Source organism: Acinetobacter sp. OYA S30, from assembly GCF_033599315.1.
Lineage (GTDB): Bacteria > Pseudomonadota > Gammaproteobacteria > Pseudomonadales > Moraxellaceae > Acinetobacter > Acinetobacter baumannii.
The window spans coordinates 58,173-77,935 of sequence record NZ_JAWVAV010000004.1 but is presented as its reverse complement, the minus strand read 5'-3'; the positions used below and the strand labels follow the sequence as shown (position 1 = coordinate 77,935).

At 38.7% G+C, this 19,763-nt stretch carries 15 protein-coding genes; 12 read left to right on the top strand and 3 right to left on the bottom strand.

Going from position 1 to position 19,763, the window contains the following annotated elements; translation table 11 throughout:
* Positions 1-42 precede the first annotated feature (42 nt).
* The 4 genes from R5R67_RS03395 to R5R67_RS03380 all read left to right on the top strand — a co-directional run bounded on the left by R5R67_RS03395 (position 43) and on the right by R5R67_RS03380 (position 5,087).
* The gene (locus tag R5R67_RS03395; protein WP_000372818.1) at positions 43-375 is read left to right on the top strand and encodes a DUF485 domain-containing protein; all 333 of its coding nucleotides are present in this window, start codon (positions 43-45) and stop codon (positions 373-375) included.
* A 1-nt stretch (position 376) separates the two neighbouring features.
* Positions 377-2,092, top strand: coding sequence for a cation acetate symporter (locus R5R67_RS03390; RefSeq protein WP_000871878.1), 1,716 nt, complete (start codon positions 377-379; stop codon positions 2,090-2,092).
* A 169-nt stretch (positions 2,093-2,261) separates the two neighbouring features.
* Positions 2,262-2,954 (top strand): ion channel, encoded by a 693-nt coding sequence (locus R5R67_RS03385; protein ID WP_001256565.1) that lies wholly within the window; start codon positions 2,262-2,264, stop codon positions 2,952-2,954.
* A gap of 165 nt (positions 2,955-3,119) precedes the next feature.
* On the top strand, positions 3,120-5,087 hold the full coding sequence (locus R5R67_RS03380; protein ID WP_001139472.1) for a BCCT family transporter: 1,968 nt from the start codon (positions 3,120-3,122) through the stop codon (positions 5,085-5,087).
* Positions 5,088-5,145: 58 nt separating this feature from the next.
* Here R5R67_RS03380 and omp33-36 read toward each other — a convergent pair whose 3' ends face one another.
* Positions 5,146-6,045 (bottom strand): porin Omp33-36, encoded by a 900-nt coding sequence (omp33-36, locus tag R5R67_RS03375; RefSeq protein ID WP_000733005.1) that lies wholly within the window; start codon positions 6,043-6,045, stop codon positions 5,146-5,148.
* A 992-nt stretch (positions 6,046-7,037) separates the two neighbouring features.
* Here omp33-36 and R5R67_RS03370 point away from each other — a divergent pair.
* Both R5R67_RS03370 and R5R67_RS03365 read left to right on the top strand, forming a co-directional pair.
* Positions 7,038-8,744 (top strand): GGDEF domain-containing protein, encoded by a 1,707-nt coding sequence (locus tag R5R67_RS03370; protein ID WP_000016110.1) that lies wholly within the window; start codon positions 7,038-7,040, stop codon positions 8,742-8,744.
* 84 nt (positions 8,745-8,828) lie between these two features.
* Positions 8,829-10,535 carry a hypothetical protein gene (locus R5R67_RS03365; RefSeq protein WP_001101472.1) on the top strand — a complete coding sequence of 569 codons (1,707 nt, stop codon included), beginning with the start codon at positions 8,829-8,831 and terminating at the stop codon, positions 10,533-10,535.
* Positions 10,536-10,614: 79 nt separating this feature from the next.
* Here R5R67_RS03365 and uvrA read toward each other — a convergent pair whose 3' ends face one another.
* Positions 10,615-13,446 carry an excinuclease ABC subunit UvrA gene (uvrA, locus tag R5R67_RS03360; RefSeq protein ID WP_000083358.1) on the bottom strand — a complete coding sequence of 944 codons (2,832 nt, stop codon included), beginning with the start codon at positions 13,444-13,446 and terminating at the stop codon, positions 10,615-10,617.
* Positions 13,447-13,742: 296 nt separating this feature from the next.
* Here uvrA and R5R67_RS03355 point away from each other — a divergent pair, with 296 nt between their 5' ends.
* From R5R67_RS03355 to R5R67_RS03340, 4 genes are all read left to right on the top strand, one after another.
* Positions 13,743-14,345: a TetR/AcrR family transcriptional regulator gene (locus R5R67_RS03355; RefSeq protein ID WP_000826320.1), complete on the top strand. Its 603-nt coding sequence runs from the start codon at positions 13,743-13,745 to the stop codon at positions 14,343-14,345.
* A 3-nt stretch (positions 14,346-14,348) separates the two neighbouring features.
* Complete coding sequence (locus R5R67_RS03350) at positions 14,349-15,326, top strand: zinc-binding dehydrogenase (protein WP_001256579.1); 978 nt, start codon at positions 14,349-14,351, stop codon at positions 15,324-15,326.
* Positions 15,327-15,391: 65 nt separating this feature from the next.
* Entirely contained in the window at positions 15,392-15,745 is a 354-nt protein-coding gene (locus R5R67_RS03345) for a DUF1304 domain-containing protein (protein WP_000580165.1), read from the top strand.
* A gap of 52 nt (positions 15,746-15,797) precedes the next feature.
* Positions 15,798-16,139 carry a GlpM family protein gene (locus R5R67_RS03340; RefSeq protein ID WP_000263329.1) on the top strand — a complete coding sequence of 114 codons (342 nt, stop codon included), beginning with the start codon at positions 15,798-15,800 and terminating at the stop codon, positions 16,137-16,139.
* A gap of 49 nt (positions 16,140-16,188) precedes the next feature.
* Here R5R67_RS03340 and tenA read toward each other — a convergent pair whose 3' ends face one another.
* The gene (gene tenA / locus R5R67_RS03335; RefSeq protein WP_000899418.1) at positions 16,189-16,863 is read right to left on the bottom strand and encodes a thiaminase II; all 675 of its coding nucleotides are present in this window, start codon (positions 16,861-16,863) and stop codon (positions 16,189-16,191) included.
* A 262-nt stretch (positions 16,864-17,125) separates the two neighbouring features.
* On the opposite strand from tenA, the gene R5R67_RS03330 reads away from it, so the two are divergent.
* Both R5R67_RS03330 and R5R67_RS03325 read left to right on the top strand, forming a co-directional pair.
* Positions 17,126-18,208 (top strand): DUF475 domain-containing protein, encoded by a 1,083-nt coding sequence (locus R5R67_RS03330; protein WP_000680213.1) that lies wholly within the window; start codon positions 17,126-17,128, stop codon positions 18,206-18,208.
* A gap of 146 nt (positions 18,209-18,354) precedes the next feature.
* Positions 18,355-19,719 (top strand): MFS transporter, encoded by a 1,365-nt coding sequence (locus R5R67_RS03325; RefSeq protein ID WP_000980460.1) that lies wholly within the window; start codon positions 18,355-18,357, stop codon positions 19,717-19,719.
* Positions 19,720-19,763 lie beyond the last annotated feature (44 nt).

Sequence of the window (19,763 nt, the reverse complement as noted above, 5' to 3'; positions counted from 1 at the left end):
AAAAAAGTGACCAAGGTTGGGCACTATGTAAGGAGTTTGGTTATGGATCAAAGCCAAGTAGAACAGATTCTACGTAATCCAAAGTTTCAAAAAATGGTCAAGAAAAAAAGTGCATTAAGCTGGACGCTCACAATCATCATGTTAGTGCTTTATGTGGGCTTTATGCTACTTGTGGGCTACAACAAAGAATTTTTGATGAGTTCCTTTAGTGGTGGTGTAACGACATGGGGGATCCCGCTAGGTTTAGGAATTATTGTTTTATCTTTCCTACTTTGTGGTGTGTATTCCTATATCGCAAATAATACCCTTGACCAATTGAGTGAAGAAGCGTTGAAGGAAGTTGAAGCCATCACGCATGAGAAAGGACTACACTAATATGAAATGGAATTCATTCAAAGCGAAAGCCTTATTGGCAGCAGCATCGCTATATTCAACTGTTGCTATGGCAAGCCCGGACTTAGGTGAAGCAGAACAGCAAGCCACCAACTGGCATGCCATTATCATGTTTATCATCTTTGTTGGCTTTACCTTATTTATTACCAAATGGGCGGCTAAACAAACTCAATCGGCCCAAGACTTCTATACTGCTGGTGGTGGGATCAGTGGTTTCCAAAACGGTTTGGCGATTGCGGGTGACTATATGTCAGCAGCGTCATTCCTTGGTATTTCTGCAATGGTGTTTAGCTCAGGTTTTGACGGCTTGCTCTATTCACTCGGGTTCATGGTTGGTTGGCCAATCGTTTTATTCTTGGTGGCAGAACGCTTACGTAACCTTGGTAAATATAACCTTTCAGACGTAGTGTCATTCCGTCTTGAAGAAAAACCAGTTCGTACTTTAGCTGCTTTCAGCTCGCTTGTTGTAGTCGCGTTCTATTTGATTGCACAAATGGTAGGGGCAGGTCAGCTCATCAAACTATTATTTGGTTTGAACTATAACATTGCAGTTGTGATTGTCGGCTTGCTCATGATGGCATACGTGATTTTCGGCGGAATGCTAGCAACCACATGGGTACAAATCATTAAAGCAGTGATGTTATTAAGTGGTGCAACATTCATGGCCTTTATGGTGATGAAAGCGGTTGGTTTCAGCTTTAGTAACATGTTCACCCAATCAATTGAAGTGTTCAGTAAAGTTCATGATGTAAGCTTTGAAGATGCTGCAAAAATTATGGGACCAGGTAAACTTGCCGCAAACCCGATTGATGCCTTATCTCTTGGCTTAGCACTCATGTTTGGTACAGCAGGTCTTCCACACATTCTTATGCGTTTCTTCACGGTAAAAGACGCAAAAGAAGCGCGTAAATCGGTTGTCGTTGCAACAGGTTTTATTGGTTACTTCTATCTTTTAACTTTCATTATTGGTTTCGGTGCGATCCTTTTCGTATCAAACAACCCGCAATTCCTTGATGTTGCGAAAATGGCAATGACCGGCAAACTTGAGCTTGTTGGTGGTAACAATATGGCAGCCGTGCATTTAAGTGACGCTTTAGGCGGTGACTTATTCATGGGCTTCATTTCAGCAGTAGCGTTCGCAACGATTCTTGCTGTTGTTGCTGGTTTAACGCTTTCAGGTGCATCTGCGATCTCACACGATTTATACGCTAACGTATTTAAAAAAGGTCAAACCACTCCAGCTTCAGAGCTTCGCATGTCAAAAATCGCGACGCTTGGTTTAGCAATCTTTGCCATGATTTTAGGTATTTTGTTTGAAAAGCAAAACGTAGCATTCATGGTAGGTTTAGCATTCTCTGTAGCGTGTTGTGCAAACTTCCCAATTCTTGTTCTTTCAATGTTCTGGAAAGGTTTAACAACTCGTGGTGCGGTCATTGGTGGCGTAGTTGGTCTTGTAACAGCGGTTGTACTCATTATTCTGTCTAAAGCAGTATGGGTAGATACTTTAAAAATCTCTGACACCCCAATTAACCCGTTCAATGGTCCTGCATTATTTGCAATGCCTTTGTCGTTCCTTTGCTGCTGGTTCTTCTCGGTAACTGACAGCTCAGCACGTGCGAAAAAAGAACGCGCTTCTTTCGATGCTCAATATGTTCGTTCAATGACAGGTATTGGTGCTTCTGGCGCATCAGACCACTAAAATCAAAACCACTTGAACATCTCAAAAAAGCCCTACGGGGCTTTTTTTATTTATCTTATAAAGTGTATTGAAAGAAGCTCCTTAATAAAGAACAACTTGTTTATCCTATTTTTTGTACAGTATGATTTTCTATAATCCAAAACATAATGAAAAAATGGAAAATAATTAAATGCGATCTATCATTGAATTCTGGTCGAGCTTTCGATTGTTGCCTTCTGCATGGCTGCTGTTGGTGCAATTCATTTTACTTATTCTGGCTATGCTGACTTTTGATAATGAGGCTTACAGGACCTTAACTTGGGCGCTAGGGGTACTTGCATTACTCATTATTGCTAAAGTTATTCGCCAAACACCCATGTTCACTTTTCTCGGTCTCGCATTTGTCAGTGGGGCAATTATAGCTTCGGTCTTTATTTTATTAGGCTATAGCAATTTAACCATCCAGATTTTTGCCCATAGCTGTGAAGCCTTAGCTTACTTTTCGGCTGCTTATGGTTTATTTCGCTATATGTTTGCCGACCGATATTTAACCCGCGATGAGTTGTTTGCAGCTGCCGCAGTTTTTACCTTGCTGGCTTGGGGATTTGCATTTTTATATAACATTTGTCAGTTACTCATTCCTAATAGCTTTCAAAATCCAAACCACATCCATCACTTACAAACTTGGTTAGATTTACTGTTTTTAAGCTTTAGTTTGCAGTCAGCTACGGGACTGTCTGACTTAATGCCCCTTAGTCCACCAGCACGTGTTTTAGCGATGTTACAGATGTTTTGTGGTGTGATGTATTTGGCCCTAATAGTTACGCGTTTAATCGCTTTACAATATATCAAGCACACGCCTAAAAAGAATTCTGATAAATAAAGAAGGAGGTGTTTTAATTTATTTACACCTTTGTAACTGCAATATTATTTAAGTTTATTTAAAGTATTATCGGCTTTCTCTATTGAAAGATAAAACTTTGTTCATTCCTGAATGTCTTTATTGGCTTTAAGCCTGTCATTTTCATTAAAATAACATGGAGGATTTATGCCTTCCAAACAAGCGAGTTGGTTCGCAAATGTTAATCCCAATGTCTTTTTGGGTACGGTCATTATTATTGCTTTGTTCTTAGCAGTTGTTGTGATCGCTCCGAGTTCTTTTGAACTTCTCACGCAACAGTTAAAGCAGTGGATCACTGATTCTTTTAGTTGGTTCTATGTCTTATCGGTTGCCTTCTTTCTTATCCTACTCATTTATATTGCCTGTTCTGCGATTGGACGTATTAAATTAGGCCCTGACCATAGCCAGCCCGAATATAGTAACGGATCATGGTTTGCCATGTTGTTTACTGCGGGTATGGGTATTGGCTTAATGTTCTTTGGTGTGGCTGAACCTGTCATGCACTATGTCAACCCACCAAGTGGTGAGCCACAGACAATTGAGGCAGCACAACAAGCTTTACGTGTAACCTTTTTCCACTGGGGCTTACATGCATGGGCAATTTACGCCGTGGTCGGTTTAGCATTAGCTTATTTTGCTTATCGGCATAATTTACCGCTCAAAACCCGTTCAGCACTGTATCCACTAATTGGTAAAAAGATTTATGGACCCTGGGGCGACAGCATCGATATATTTGCGACCATTGGTACGGTATTTGGTGTAGCGACTTCTCTCGGATTTGGTGTTACCCAGATTAACTCTGGTTTACATTATCTATTTGGTATTGAGCAAAGCACCACTACTCAGGTTTTACTCATTATTTTTGTGAGTATTCTCGCTTCATTATCTGTGTTCTTAGGACTAGATAAAGGGGTCAAACGTTTATCAGAGCTAAACTTAGTATTAGCTTTAATATTATTAGTATTCGTTTTTATCGCTGGCCCTAGTATTTATTTACTTCAGACCACTATTCAAAACACTGGGCAGTATATCTCTAACCTTTTTACCATGACATTCAATTTATATGCTTATCAGCCGAATGGATGGATTGGGGGATGGACGATTTTATATTGGGCTTGGTGGATTTCTTGGTCGCCATTTGTAGGTATGTTTATCGCAAGGGTTTCACGTGGTCGTACCATTCGAGAATTTATTGTCGGGGTACTCCTCATTCCAACAGGCTTTACCATTATCTGGATGGGCTTTTTAGGAAATGCTGCGTTATTTAGCATTATCCATGAACATCAAACCACTTTGATTCAGGCTGTTCAGCAAGACTCGTCAGTTGCTCTATTTGAGTTTTTAGGACACTTGCCATGGTCAGGTGTCATGAATATTCTGGCGACTATTTTGGTGGTTTTATTCTTTGTGACTTCTGCTGACTCAGGGGCATTGGTTACTGACTACTTAACAGCAAAAACAGAAAATTCACCTACTTGGCAGCGCCTGTTCTGGACAGTGCTTATGGCGGTGTTGGCTATTATTTTACTCTTGGTGGGCGGTCTTGCGGCGCTTCAGTCTTCAATCATTATGAGTGCGTTGCCTTTTACCGTAGTCATGCTGCTAATGAGTTGGGGCTTAATAAAAGCCTTGCATCTTGATGTCACTAAAATGATAGCAATTCAAGAAGCTCGCATTACACCACGCGCCATTCATAACCCTAGAAGCTGGCAGCAGCGCCTTGGTTTAATCATGCATTATCCTCATAGTGAAGAAGAGGTGAAGCAATATATTGAAAAGCAGGTTTCACGTGCTTTTGAAAATATTCAGCATGAGTTTAGACGCCGTCATCTTGAGGTGTCGATTAGTGAAGTGGAAGATGGTATGCAGCTTCGAGTCGATCATCATCATGAAATTAATTTTATTTATAAAGTTGTTTCACGTGAAACAGTACCTCCAAGTTTTTTAATTGGTCGTACAGAAGCAGAAGACGGTCAATATTTTCAAGCTGAGGTATTTTTGAGAGAAGGCGGACAAAACTATGATGTAATGGACTGGACTCAGGAAGATTTGATTCAGGATATTATTGATCAGTACGAACGTCATTTACATTTCTTAAATATCGTACGCAGTTAATAGCCATAAAAAAAGGACTCAATTGAGTCCTTTTTTTTAATTCAATTTCTAAATTAAATTAGAAACGGAATTTAGCATTTAAGCCGATAGTTTGTGTATCGTAGCTAGACTTTTTAACGTCAGCTTTCATGTAAGATGCACCAACTGCTAAAGCAGGAGTGATGAAGTAGTTTACGTTACCACCCCAAGCTTGGCGGAATTCACCAAGGTCATTACCTTTGATGTCAGCTTCGCCATCGTTACCCACGAAAGTAGCGCCAACACTTAACTTAGGAGTCAAGTAAAGGTCAGTTTTTAAACCGTATTGGTTTTCTTGACCGAATGCACCAGCAGCTTCAAAACCGATTGCCATGTTAGTTCCATCGATTGGACCAACATATTTAGCACGTGCTGTAACAGCATCTTGGTCGTTTTGGATAGCAGCAGTTTGGTTAACAGCAGAGTAGATACCGTTACCGATGATACCGAAGTTATCTAAAGCGAATTGGTTAGCAACACTTGTATAACCAACAGTCATTAAGAAGTTAGGTAACAACATAGCACCAACTTCTAATGCATAACGGTCACCGTTGTCATCTTTAGAGAAGTTGTTTTTACCATCAACATCAGTGTGGTTGTAAGTTGCGCTAGCATATACAGGAAGGTAAGGAGTTGGAACGTATGCCTCACCTTTAACACCGTATGTACCAATGTGGTAGTTTACGTTGTTTTGGTCATATTGTTGATAGCTATAACCTAAAGACACGCTAGAAGCTTGGTTTAAGAAAGCTGCTTCAGCTAAAGGACCCTTAGCTGTATCAACATTTTTCAAATAGAATGTACCAGCAACGTCACCAGTGAAGTTTTTATCATTTGCAGTTGTGTCAACATATTCAGATTGACCTTGAACTTCAAATTGATAAGCATGAGCACCGGTCATGGCTAATAATACAGCAGTGGCTAAACCAAGTTTTTTCATAATCATTTCCAGCATTAACAAGAGATAAAGCTGGGGTCATTGTATTGTAACAATTTATGAAGTCAATAATAGATGAAACGTAATGTTAAGGAAATTTGACACTTATGTTAAAAATGGTTAAAAAAACAACAATTGAAGTGTATTATGTCAACCTGCTAAAAAAATGAACATTAACAAGAGTCTAAACCTTAAGTTTCATAGGGAATTGACACTAAATAGTTTAAAAATAATTACATTTACAATTGGAAAAAGCGATTTTATTAATCGGTTTTAACGTTAATTTATTTGTCGACTTGTTTAATAAATAGCCACTCAAACATTATTCTTTTTTCAATTTTGCTGTATTTTGAGTAATAGTTAACACTATTTTGATAAGTTCATCTAAATAATCTATCTATTTTGAATTATTATATAATTGAATAAAGCAAAGAAAACATGTTTTTAAACTAAAAAAACGATTAAAAAATTAATTCTGATCAATTTAATCAACTTTACAAAATTAGAGATAAGTCACACAATTCAATTGCAAAGTTCACTATCTAACATTTTTAGAGTTGGAAGTGCTTTCCCAGATACGATGTGTTATCACATCAGACTTTACGAGCTCAGCTTTCCCCAAGGTTGAGCTTTTTTTTATCTATAAGAAAACATTAATATTTATTAAAAAAAATACATGAAATTTCTTCTATTGAGTGTGTATAAAAAAGAACCCAGCTGAGGGCTGGGTTTAGGATGCTGGGAGAAACATCCAAGAGGAAAAAGAAGCTAATTATAGGATTGCGAAATTTACATCATCTGTAAAATGGAGTTTTGCTATAGCCATCATTTGCTCTTTCGATCAAATTTTTAAGAAATAGAAAAGATGAAAGCGTATATTGCGTTAATCGAACTTTGTTGCTGAACTTCTGTTCAGTAAAGTGCTAGGATGCGGATTAATTACTTCATTCTATAGTAGTGATCATGGTAGGACATTTACGGAGTACCAGCTAGAAATGTCAGGATTACGTTCAGAACATATCAGTAATCGACTGTTTTTCTTCATGTTGGTCATTATTTTGTCCTTACTGTTTATGGCGGTTCCGCTTATTGTCAGCAGTTATCAAGAGTACTTAAAAACTAAACAGGCTTTGGTTGAAATTAAAAGCTTAAGATCAATTGCTGAAGTTGCAAATAAAGTATCTAAAGAACGTGCGCCCGCAAATAAATTAATGTCGAGTAACGCTGCCGACTTTTTAAAAAATCAAAAAAACTTAAAAGAATATCGCCTCTCTGTTGATCGCCAACTTAATGAAACTATTCATATTTTAAAAGAAGAAGGTTATACCGATTTAGCAAATACTTTAGATACTAAATTTAGAGATGATTTAAAACAGGCTCGTGCTGTAGTTGACTATTATGTTGCAACTCCTGAACAAGCGAGAAGCTCTATACAATTCGATAATGCAATTTTGGCTATGTTTGGAGCTTGGGATAGCTGCCGAGAAGTTTTACAAAATTTGATGCTACAGTTAAAAAGTAAAGATAGCCAAATTAACAATTACTTTACTTTGATTGTGGTGTTGACCGATATGCGGGATCAAGCTGGTCGTACCGCATCTAATGTTATTGCGCCTGTGACCTTTAAAGAAACCATACCTAATGATAATCGGGCGCGGTCTTTGCAGACTCAGCAGCAAGCACGCTACTTATGGGCACTTGTAGACACACTACAGTCAGAGCAAGCTAAAACTCCGGAATATCATCGCCTTTACTCAAGGGTTAAAACTGAATTTTTAGATAAAGGCGTACCTATTGTGGGTCAGCTTTTAGATGAAAGCCAAAAGCACCAAGCCTATCATTTAAACGGAACAGAACTGACAGACCAAATCGTTGATAAATTTACCACGGTTATTGATTTGCAAAAGTTTTTACTTAATAAAAGCGTCTTGATTGCATCTCAAGAAAACTATTTGGCAAAAAAGAAGTTTTTCCTTACTTTGCTCATTTCAAGCATATCCTTAGCAGCAGCGTTACTTACACTAATTTATGCAAAGAGAAGGGTGTTTGAGCCTCTTATTCAGGCTCGTACCTTAATTCTTGATTTATCTCATAGCACAGATTACCCAATAGATGAGTTGAAACCTAAAAAAGGCGAATTTATTTCGTTGTTCGAAGCTATTGACCGTTTACAAAGGATGCTCAAGCAGCGAGATGCTTTTGAATTCCAGCTTAAAAATATTGCCAATACAGATCCATTAACGGGTGTATCCAATCGTTTGGCTTTATCTGAGTATTTAAAAATTGTTGAGAGTTACCCTCAAAAATTTTCTCAAACATGTTTGATGATTATTGATATTGATCGCTTTAAACACGTGAATGATCAATATGGTCATATTGTGGGTGACCAAGTGATTCGGCGTATCGCAGATCAATTAAAAGCAAATGTACGGGCTTCTGATTTAATTGTTCGTTATGGTGGTGATGAGTTTTTAATTTTGTTAGAACAAGTGCAGTTTTTAGATGCACGTCTCTTGGCCGAAAAAATTCGTATTGCGATTTCTTTAGAGGAAATTGATCTATCTAGTACGCAAGAAAAATTGCATGTATCGGTCAGTATTGGGTTTGCGATTGGAGCGACAAGCTGGATGGAGTTATTAGAGAACGCTGATCGTTCACTCTTAAGAGCTAAAGCTCGGGGACGAAATGTAGTAGAGGGATAGTTTTAAACCTTTGTAAACCTTATTTTGAAAAATCAAATTATTTATGTTTTATTAGGAGTTTATTGGATTGAAATATACTGAATTATGAATGTATTAGATAAAGAAAAAAGATTAAAAGAATTATTAGAAAATAATATAAAGAATGAAAAAATTGGTGCTGTAATTGCAATTACAGGATCTTGGGGCATTGGTAAAACTTTTTTTTGGAGAAATTTTTTAGATAAACAATTATCTGATGAACGAGTTTATAAAAAAGATAATGTATTCAATCGGAAATATGCTTATGTATCACTCTTTGGATTAGAATCTTTAAGCGATCTCAAAACTCAAATTTATAGCAATATAGAAAGTTATCACTCATCAATAGAAATTCCTAAATGGATTAAAAGTCTACCTTCAATTTTTAAAGATACTCGTATTACACAATTAGGAATCAATGCGCCAGTTAAGTTGATTGATAGTTTAATGTTTGCACAAGTCAAAGATGCCATCATTTGCTTTGATGACTTTGAACGTATGTCTAATAAGCTAGATATTAAAGATGTTATGGGCTTGGCAAACTATCTAAAATTAGAAAAAAATTGTCAAATTATTCTAATTTTAGATGAAGATAAAACAGAGGCCGAAAATAAGAATAAATATGGTGATTACAAAGAGAAGTTAGTTGATGAGACAATAATCTTAAACTCTGTTGAACCTTTGATTCGGGAGAATACTAAAGGTATCGATGAGAAATTAATTAACCTAATGATTGATTTTTCTGAAAAATTAGAAATTCATAATTTTCGTTTTTTTCAAAAAGTGATTAAATTATTTCGACACTTTCTTACTGAGCTAACAAAAGATATTGCCTATTCAACAAAAGAAATTATCTTAATTCGGATTTTACAAGGTTACTTAATTCAAGATTTTCCAAACTTTGAATATAGTTGGGATGATTGTAAATATGTTACCGAAAAGGAGAGAGAAGCTTGGAGCCCTATAAAGAAAAAAATTTATGGAAAATTACAAAATATATCTTACTCATTCAATCGTGAGGATGAGTGGCTTATCGAATTTAAAAAATGGTTCGAGCAGAGAGATGTAATTAACTTTAGTGAATTGAGTAAGTTAGCTAACTCAGAATTAATATCTGAGGAAAATCAAAATGTACGTAATAAGATTTGGAGAATTTTTGAAAAAAGACATAATTTGGAATTGAATGAAAAAGATCTAGAGTATATTGCGTCTTTAGAACCTAAATATTTAGGAATAGAGGGATTTCGCAATTCTGCATTTATGTATGAAATTCTACGTAAATATCTACCAATCGAAGAGAAAGCTGAGAAATTTAAAGCAGGAATTATAAGTTATATTCACTCAGACTTAACAAGAGCGATTGCCCAAGCAAATAAAGAGCGGCAATTATGGGGATATGAAAGTAATATTTTTTATGAGTATATTGATGATTTAGCTAAAGATTATGTTGAAGAAAAAACTATAAGTAATATTGCATCTTATTTTTTAAAGTGGGGTAATTTTGAGAGTGAAAATGATAAGGATCTGTTGCGAAAATTTTCATTTGATGAATGGTTTAAATATTTGACTGAAGAAATTTATAAGGAACCTTTTTTTATAGAGGGGGATGATAGCCTGATACAGTATTTAAAAAGATTATATTTAATAACCAGAGAAGATGATTCTATAGATTCAATAATTATAAGGGTTCTACAGAAAATTGGTCAGGAATCAGAATTTAATAAAAGATATATGCAGGATATTATTGAAAATCATTTAATGACAAAGACTTAAACTTTTTAAATAATTGATTATCCATTTTCTTCTAACCTCATCCATTAAAGAATGAAATTAGAAGAAAAGGAGTAGAAAATCACTTCAACATCGGTTTCAAGAAGCGGCCAGTATGAGAAATTTCAACCTCGGCTACTTGTTCAGGTGTACCTTCAGCAATGATCATACCACCGCCCGAACCACCTTCTGGACCTAAGTCGACAACCCAGTCTGCTGTTTTAATGACATCAAGGTTATGTTCAATCACCACAATGGTATTACCCTTGTTGCGTAGCTCATGCAAAATATCGAGTAACTTGGCAATATCATGGAAATGCAGACCTGTTGTTGGTTCATCCAAGATATAAAGCGTTTTACCCGTATCACGTTTCGCTAACTCACGAGCCAGTTTGACACGCTGTGCTTCACCACCAGATAAAGTAGTAGCCGCCTGACCTAAACGAATATAGCCTAGACCTACCTGAGTTAAGGTTTCTAAACGACGGTAAATAACTGGAATGGCACTAAAGAACTCAGCAGCATCTTCAACCGTCATTTCTAAAACATCAGAAATGTTTTTGCCTTTATAGCCGACTTCAAGTGTTTCACGGTTATAGCGCTTACCATGACAAGCATCGCAAGGTACATACATGTCTGGTAAGAAGTGCATTGCGACTTTAATCATGCCGTCGCCTTCACAGGCTTCACAGCGTCCGCCTTTTACGTTAAACGAGAAGCGACCCGCACTATAACCACGCGCTTTCGCTTCTGGGGTTTGAGCAAATAATTCACGAATTGGTGTAAATAGTCCCGTATAGGTCGCTGGGTTAGAGCGCGGTGTACGGCCAATTGGGCTTTGGTCAATATCAACGACTTTGTCCAGATGTTGTAGACCATCAATCGAGTCGAACTTTTCAGCTGTTAAGGTTGTTGCACCGTTGAGCTGTGTTGCAGCCAGTGGAAGTAACGTACGGTTAATCAGTGTTGATTTACCTGAACCTGAAACACCCGTAACACAAGTCATAATGCCAAGTGGGATGGTTAAATCGACATTTTTTAAGTTATGACCCGCTGCACCTGAAAGTTTAATTTTTTCTTCAGGTTTAGGTGGTTGAGTTCGCTGTTTTGGCACTTCAATTTTGAGTTTGCCTGAAAGATATTGACCTGTGAGTGAGTCGGCATGTTTAGCCAGCTCATCATACGTACCTTCAGCAATGACAACACCACCATGCACGCCAGCACCAGGGCCGATATCAATAATATGGTCAGCTGCACGGATTGCATCTTCATCGTGTTCCACGACTAATACCGTATTGCCCAAATCACGTAAGCGAATTAGCGTTTGTAATAAACGGTCATTATCACGTTGATGGAGACCAATTGATGGTTCATCAAGGACGTACATGACACCCATCAAACCTGCACCAATTTGCGAAGCTAGACGGATACGCTGGGCTTCACCACCCGATAATGTTTCGGCTGAGCGAGCCAGACTTAAATAGTTCAGGCCAACACTCACTAAGAAGTGCAAACGCTCACGAATCTCTTTAAAGATTTTATCTGCAATTTCACCTTTGGCACCTTCAAGGTTTATACCTTGATAGTAACTTTCGGCATCTCCAATCGACATGCGGGTAATGTCGGCAATGGTTTTATCTTTTACACGAACATGACGTGAAATTTCATTGAGACGTGAACCACCACATGCATCACAAGCTGCATTAGACAAATATTGTGCTAAATCATCACGTACATAGTTACTTTCAGTTTCACGATAGCGACGTTCAAGGTGTGGCAAAATTCCTTCAAAAGGTTGCACGCGTGTATGTTTACGGCCGCGTTCATCGATATAACTTAAATCGATTTTTTCTTTGCCAGTACCTTGTAAGAATTTCTTTTGCGTGTCTTTATCTAACTGATTCCAAGGTGTATCAAGTTGAAAACCAAAATGGTCGGCAACTTTTTGCAGCATTGAATAGTAATAAGGACGTTGACGATCCCAACCACGAATAGCACCTTCACTAATTGCCAGCTCAGGGTTAGGAATGAGTTTTTCAGGACTGAAATGGCTACGTGTACCTAAGCCATCACAGACAGGGCACGCACCAAACGGGTTGTTAAATGAAAATAAACGTGGCTCAAGCTCTGCGACTGCGCGATCACATTCAGGGCATGAGTGTTTTGCAGAAAAAACACGATCTGGGTGTTCGCCATTCATCCACGATAAAACTGCAATATCGCCACCTAAACGTAGTGCAGTCTCAAATGATTCAGCAATACGGTTGCCTAAGTCATCACGTACTTTAAAGCGGTCAACAACGACTTCAATGGTATGTTTTTTCTTTTTGTCGAGTTCCGGTGGCGTATCAATATCAATGATTTCGCCATCAACACGGGCACGAACAAAACCTTGACCTTGTAGTTGTTCGAACAAGTTGCTGTATTCACCTTTACGCTCACGAACAACAGGGGCAAGCAACATGAGTGCAGTGCCTTCCTCAAGGTTTTTTACTGCATCGACCATTTCAGAAACAGTTTGCGCAACCATAGGTAAGTCGTGTTCAGGACAGTAGGGCGTGCCGACACGTGCATAAAGCAAACGTAAATAGTCATAAATTTCGGTAATCGTACCAACCGTTGAACGTGGGTTATGACTGGTAGACTTTTGCTCAATCGCAATGGCTGGCGATAAACCTTCAATCGAGTCAACTTCAGGTTTTTCCATTTGCGATAAGAACTGGCGGGCATACGCTGAAAGTGATTCGACGTAACGGCGCTGTCCTTCGGCATACAAGGTATCAAAGGCAAGAGAAGATTTTCCTGAACCTGATAGCCCCGTAATTACCACAAATTTGTCGCGTGGAATATCGAGTGACACATTTTTTAAGTTATGGGTGCGTGCGCCTCGAATACGGATATGACTTTGGCTCATAAAACATCTCAATTGTGTATTGATGAAAATTTAGGTGTTGAGTGATCAGCCGCAGGGAGGTGTGACTGGTTATAAACAACAGACCCTATATATGATAACGATTTAAAATTGTTCAAGTGGTATAAAATGATTTAAAGCGACAAATTGTGACGGTTAAACGACAAACGACAAAATTTGTTTAATTAAGCAGGTTGTATTTTTAACATTCCTCATTCTACATTTCTACTCTAAGCAAATTTTAACCAGCAACATAATTTTACTAGACGACTGGTCTAATAGTTATTTATGATGAATGCATGAAACGATTAAATAAAAGCGAAACCACACGACAACACATTCTAGATACCAGTTTTGAACTGGTACTACATAAAGGTTTTGTCGGTGTTGGTTTGCAAGAAATTTTAAAGGCTTGTGACGTACCTAAAGGTTCGTTCTATCACTACTTTGCTTCAAAAGAGGCGTTTGGCTGTGCGTTGCTCGAGCAATACATGGCCAATTATAAAGTCCGTATGGAACAGCTTTGGCAGCACAGTGAGCAAAGTGCCCATGCCCGTTTAATGGCTTTATGGCAAGCGTGGATTGATGATCCGGTACATGGTAGCTGGGCTGAAAACTGCTTGATTGTGAAATTGGCAGCCGAAGTTTCGGACTTGTCAGAAGATATGCGCCAAATTCTAAATGACGGTGTGCACAAACTAACCCAACGTTTGGCTTTGCTACTCAAAGAAGGGCAACAAGAAGGATCAATTCCAAAACATATTGAACCTTTGAAAACTGCGCAAGTCATGTATCAGTTATGGTTAGGTGCTGCTTTACTCACAAAATTGTCGCAAGACAAAGCACATCTACATCTAGCCTTAGAAACCACCCAACAACTCTTAAAACCGATAGAGGAATAAAGCATGCGAAGTATTATCCATCGTAATTTTGGCGAACCTGTAGACGTTTTAGAGCAGGCGGATATGCCAAAGCCTGAGCCAAAAGCAGGCGAAGTGCGTATTAAAACCATCATGTCTCCGATCCATAATCATGATGTATGGACAGTACGAGGAAGTTATGGCTATAAACCAACCTTACCTGCGATTGGTGGCAGTGAGGCAGTTGGTATTGTAGATGCGTTAGGTGAAGGTGTTGAACATGTACAGGTAGGGCAACGTATTGCTGTTGCGGCTGTGCATGGCAGTTGGGCTGAATACTTTATTGCGCCTGCTCAAGGTATTATTCCACTCAATAATGAAATTGATGATGAAACAGCAGCACAACTGATTGGTATGCCAATTAGTGCACTCATGCTACTCGACTTTGTTAACGTTCAACCGGGTCAATGGCTCATTCAAAACACGGCGAATGGTGCAGTCGGTAAAACAGTTGCCATGATTGCACAGGCACGTGGTTTACCTGTGATTAATCTGGTTCGCCGTAGTGATGCAATTGCCGAGATGCAAGCATTAGGTATTCAACATGTTGTGGCAACTGATCAGCCGAACTGGAAAGAGCAAGTTAAACAGATTCATGGTGACCAACCTCTTATTGCCGGTGTGGACTCGATTGGTGGAAGTGCAAGTGGCGAAATGCTGAATTTACTCAGTGAAAATAGCCTGCTCGTTTCGTTCGGTAGTATGACTGGCGAAACCATGCAGATTTCATCGGGTGATCTAATTTTCAAACAAGCGACAGTAAAAGGTTTCTGGGCGAGTGTGGTTAATAAAGAAATGCCTGCCGAACGGAAAAAAGAACTCATTGTTGAGTTATTAACTTTAGCGACTCAGAAAAAATTAATCTTGCCTGTAGAAGGTGTATTTAGTTTTGATGAGATTAAAACTGCCGCTCAAAGAGCAACGCAAGGTGCTCGTCAAGGCAAAGTGTTGTTAAAGCCGTAAAACACTAAAAGATCAGTCGAGAGGCTGATCTTTTTTCATGTCTTTAAAATAAAAAGGAAAATTGTATGATTGGACAAATATTGATTGCGCTTATTGCGATATTACATGTTTATATTTTAGTGTTAGAGATGTTTTTGTGGGACAAACCTTATGGCATGAAAGCCTTTGGAAATAATGCCGAAAAAGCAAAACTCACCAAAGTCATGGCACAGAACCAAGGTCTTTATAATGGCTTCTTAGCAGCAGGTTTATTTTGGTCTTTATTGGCTGATGCACCATTTGCAACATCAATTGCCAACTTCTTTTTAGGCTGTGTACTGATTGCTGGTATTTATGGTGGTCTGACTGCCAGTAAAAAGATTATTTATATTCAGGCGGTTCCGGCATTGATTGCTTTAGTCGCTGTTAATTTTCTTTAAAAAGCGCAAAATACAGCGTTTTGAAATGGATATGACCAGATAGGATCAGCGCATGTGGGCGTTATTTTTAAAGTGTATGTTGGGGGCTGGGGTTGTCCTCATAATTTCGATTTTATCGAAAAGTAAGGCATTTTATATTGCAGGTTTAGTCCCGCTTTTTCCTACCTTCGCTTTAATTGCTCATGTGATTGTCTATCAGCAAAAAGGAGCCGAAGCATTACAGAAAACGGCTTTATTTGGTCTATGGTCACTGATTCCTTATGCCATTTATTTAGCTGCTGTTTATGTGCTGGCAACGCGTATGTCGATGTGGTCTTGTTTAGGAGTCGCAACGCTATGCTGGGTTGTGGCTGCGGCAGGTTTGATTTACGGCTGGCAATTGTTTCAAAGTTAAATTAAACACTGACCATTTAATGAACTAAATGGTCAGAACTCATCTTATTTTAGATCTGATCTAAACCTAACCATTGTCTTTGATGGTAGGCACTATCCCAAAATAACCATTCAAGTTTTGCACCCATGGTATAGGCTGCATGCATTTTCTCTAAAGTATCTGCATCACAACGTGCGGCAACTTTATCTACCGTCGCAATCACATTACGAACCGCTGTATGGAACTCTTCACCTGCGTAGGTATCGATCCATGCCTGATAAGGATTGTTCGGGACAGACTTACTCACAATGTCTTTACCGACTTCGGCATAAATCCAGAAGCAAGGTAAAAGTGCAGCAAGTACAACAGGGTAGCTTTCAGACCAAGCAGTTGCTGTCAAAAATGAAGTGTAGTGATGGCCTGCCAAAGTCAATGGGGTATTTTTAAATTCTTCTTTGGTGACACCAAAGTTTTTCATAAAGTCATCATGCAAACTGCGCTCGACCACAATTGCAATTTTAGCTGCATCTGAAAACTGCATAATATCGTCAGCATCAAAAGCTTTAGCTGCTGCAACAGCCAACACACGGCCATAGGCCACTAAATATTGAGCATCTTGAATAACATAATGACAAAAAGCTTCTTTATCTAAAGTACCGTTAGCAAGTTCCTGATTAAAAGGCAGGTCGAGAATTTTTTGATATAAATTTAAATTACGTTGCCAGAGTTCTTGAGAAAAAAGCATAAAAACATTCCATTTAAAATAAGACAGCTAAACCCGATTTTAAATCAATTTTAAAATACAAAAATAATAATGATAGATATATCGCAAGAAAATATTTAATACGATTAATAAGTTAATGAAATATTATAAATTTCTTTATTAAACAGTGAGATAAAGTAAAGTGAATAACGGCACAAAACAACATCGTTTTGTGGTTAATTATCGATATAATAGCCGCGGTTTTAAGAAAGATTAAATTTAGTTCTTGGCATAGGTCTGATCCATGAAGCATTTCCGATTTTCGATATTTTTTACGGTGGTGTGTTTAGCACTATCCGCTTACTGGGGTTTTACCCATGGACCTGAAGCGGGCGTGTCAACCATGCTTAAAGCTTTAACCATTACCGCGATTTTAGCTGTGATGGAAGTTTCTTTATCTTTTGACAATGCGGTCGTGAATGCATCGGTTCTACGTAATTGGGACCCGTTCTGGAAAATGATCTTTTTAACGGTAGGTATTTTAATCGCCGTTTTTGGTATGCGTCTGATTTTCCCAGTCGTGATTGTTGCAGTGACTGCTGATATGGGTGTGGTTGAAGTAGCCAAAATGGCACTTAATGATCCGAAAACCTACTCTGAACGTTTAATGGCACATCACGCTGAAATTTCGGCTTTTGGTGGAACATTCCTATTACTGGTGTTCTTAAACTTTTTCTTTGATGACGAAAAAGAAACGCATTGGTTTAGATGGCTTGAATCTAAACTTGCAAGCTTGGCAAGCGTACCGGCAATGTCTGTATTTCTTGCTTTGATTGCCTTAATTGTGATGGCAGGTTATGTCGATGACCATCAACGTTTAGCTGTAACTATGGCCGGTATTTGGGGCATTGTGGTTTATATTGGCGTTGAAGTGCTCAGTCATTTGTTAGGTGGTGAGCCTGAAATTGATGAAAATGGTAATGCTGTATTACAAGATGGATCAGGCGCCGCTTCTGGTGTTGTAAAAGCCGGTTTAGGTGGTTTCTTATATCTTGAAGTGTTAGATGCATCATTTAGTTTTGATGGCGTAATTGGCGCATTTGCCATTACTAGCGACGTTGTCGTGATTATGCTCGGTCTTGCAATTGGTGCTATTTTCGTCCGTTCAATGACAGTTTATCTTGTAGAAAAAGGTACGTTAGATGCCTATGTGTTCTTGGAACATGGCGCGCATTATGCGATCGGTGCTTTAGCATTCATTATGATTGCAAGTGGTACAGGCGTGCATGTACCGGAAGTTGTTACAGGTTTAATTGGTGTAGCGTTCATTGTTTGGGCGGTTATCGCTTCAATTCAATATTCGAAGCGCGAGCAACAGTCGCCTTAAGCTAATTTTCAGCAAACTTCGATAAACTAAAGAGGCTAAACGCCTCTTTATTTTTTTAAGCCCAAATCGTTATTTTAAATAAGGTGTCCCGTATTTTTAGAAACGAATCGGCTTATAATTTACTTAGTTTTATAACGTGTATTGATATGATGAATGCTTTGGAACGTCGCTCAACTTTTGCCTTAAGTAGTATTTTTGCACTACGCATGTTGGGCTTGTTCATGATTATTCCTGTCTTTTCTGTAGTTGGGCAGTCATATCAATATGCGACTCCAGCACTCATTGGTTTGGCTGTAGGTATTTATGGTTTAAGTCAGGCCATTTTACAAATTCCATTTAGCTTACTTGCTGACCGTTTTAGCCGTAAACCGCTTGTGGTCTTTGGTCTATTGCTCTTTGCTATTGGTGGTGCAATTGCCGGACTATCTGACACCATTTATGGCGTGATTATTGGCCGTGCTATCGCTGGGGCGGGTGCAGTTTCGGCAGTAGTTATGGCACTTTTAGCCGATGTGACGCGTGAAGAGCAGCGTACTAAAGCCATGGCTGCCATGGGTATGAGTATTGGCTTATCTTTTGTGGTCGCTTTTAGTCTTGGGCCTTGGCTCACAAGCCTTGTAGGTATTTCTGGTTTGTTCTTTGTGACAACCATCATGGGTTTGATTGCGATTGCGATGTTATTGCTGGTGCCTAAAGTCACTCGTCACCATCGTAATTATCAGCAAGGCTACATGGCACAGCTTAAGCAAGTTATTCAAATGGGTGATTTAAACCGTTTACACGTTTCGGTTTTTGCATTGCATTTATTGCTGACCGCCATGTTTATTTATGTGCCGTCACAGCTTATCGAGTTTGCGCACATTCCTTTGGCGAGCCACGGTTTGGTGTATTTGCCACTTTTGGTTATTAGTCTGTTTTTTGCATTTCCTAGCATTATCATCGCTGAAAAATATCGCAAAATGCGCGGCATTTTCTTAACAGCCATTACAGGCATTATCGCAGGTTTACTATTACTGATATTTGGTTATCAGTCTAAATATGTCTTGCTTGCAGGCTTAGGTATTTTCTTTATTGCATTTAATGTCATGGAGGCTTTATTACCTTCTTGGCTGTCAAAATCAGCTCCAATCCAGTCGAAAGCCACCGCTATGGGGGTAAATGCCAGTAGCCAGTTCTTAGGTGCTTTTTTTGGTGGCACACTAGGTGGTCAATTATTGATGTTACATAATACTGCGATTGGATGGAGTGTCTTAGCAGGGATTGCTATAATATGGCTGCTAATTAGTTTTGGTTTAGCTCAGCCGCGGTATTTGTCATCTATTGTGCTGCCATTGCCGCAAGTGCAACAGGTGAATGAGTGGACCACACAACTATTGGCAATTCGTGGTATCGAAGAAGTTGTGGTGATGCCTGACCAGCAAGTTGCTTATATTAAAGTCGATAAACAGTCTCTTGATGACGCTTCGCGACGTGATTTAACGCAGTTGTTCGGTAAAGAGGTAGCCATTTAAGCATAACTCTTATAAAGTAAAACATAGAAATGTATAGGATGAAG

What these genes read in the sequence shown, in the direction of transcription:
- tenA (WP_000899418.1), bottom strand. Translation starts at nt 16,863, where the DNA reads ATGCTTTTTTCTCAAGAACTCTGGCAACGTAATTTAAATTTATATCAA.
- R5R67_RS03365 (WP_001101472.1), top strand. Translation starts at nt 8,829, where the DNA reads ATGAATGTATTAGATAAAGAAAAAAGATTAAAAGAATTATTAGAAAAT.
- R5R67_RS03330 (WP_000680213.1), top strand. Translation starts at nt 17,126, where the DNA reads ATGAAGCATTTCCGATTTTCGATATTTTTTACGGTGGTGTGTTTAGCA.
- R5R67_RS03345 (WP_000580165.1), top strand. Translation starts at nt 15,392, where the DNA reads ATGATTGGACAAATATTGATTGCGCTTATTGCGATATTACATGTTTAT.
- R5R67_RS03355 (WP_000826320.1), top strand. Translation starts at nt 13,743, where the DNA reads ATGAAACGATTAAATAAAAGCGAAACCACACGACAACACATTCTAGAT.
- R5R67_RS03380 (WP_001139472.1), top strand. Translation starts at nt 3,120, where the DNA reads ATGCCTTCCAAACAAGCGAGTTGGTTCGCAAATGTTAATCCCAATGTC.
- R5R67_RS03325 (WP_000980460.1), top strand. Translation starts at nt 18,355, where the DNA reads ATGATGAATGCTTTGGAACGTCGCTCAACTTTTGCCTTAAGTAGTATT.
- R5R67_RS03390 (WP_000871878.1), top strand. Translation starts at nt 377, where the DNA reads ATGAAATGGAATTCATTCAAAGCGAAAGCCTTATTGGCAGCAGCATCG.
- R5R67_RS03340 (WP_000263329.1), top strand. Translation starts at nt 15,798, where the DNA reads ATGTGGGCGTTATTTTTAAAGTGTATGTTGGGGGCTGGGGTTGTCCTC.
- R5R67_RS03395 (WP_000372818.1), top strand. Translation starts at nt 43, where the DNA reads ATGGATCAAAGCCAAGTAGAACAGATTCTACGTAATCCAAAGTTTCAA.
- R5R67_RS03385 (WP_001256565.1), top strand. Translation starts at nt 2,262, where the DNA reads ATGCGATCTATCATTGAATTCTGGTCGAGCTTTCGATTGTTGCCTTCT.
- R5R67_RS03350 (WP_001256579.1), top strand. Translation starts at nt 14,349, where the DNA reads ATGCGAAGTATTATCCATCGTAATTTTGGCGAACCTGTAGACGTTTTA.
- omp33-36 (WP_000733005.1), bottom strand. Translation starts at nt 6,045, where the DNA reads ATGAAAAAACTTGGTTTAGCCACTGCTGTATTATTAGCCATGACCGGT.
- R5R67_RS03370 (WP_000016110.1), top strand. Translation starts at nt 7,038, where the DNA reads ATGTCAGGATTACGTTCAGAACATATCAGTAATCGACTGTTTTTCTTC.
- uvrA (WP_000083358.1), bottom strand. Translation starts at nt 13,446, where the DNA reads ATGAGCCAAAGTCATATCCGTATTCGAGGCGCACGCACCCATAACTTA.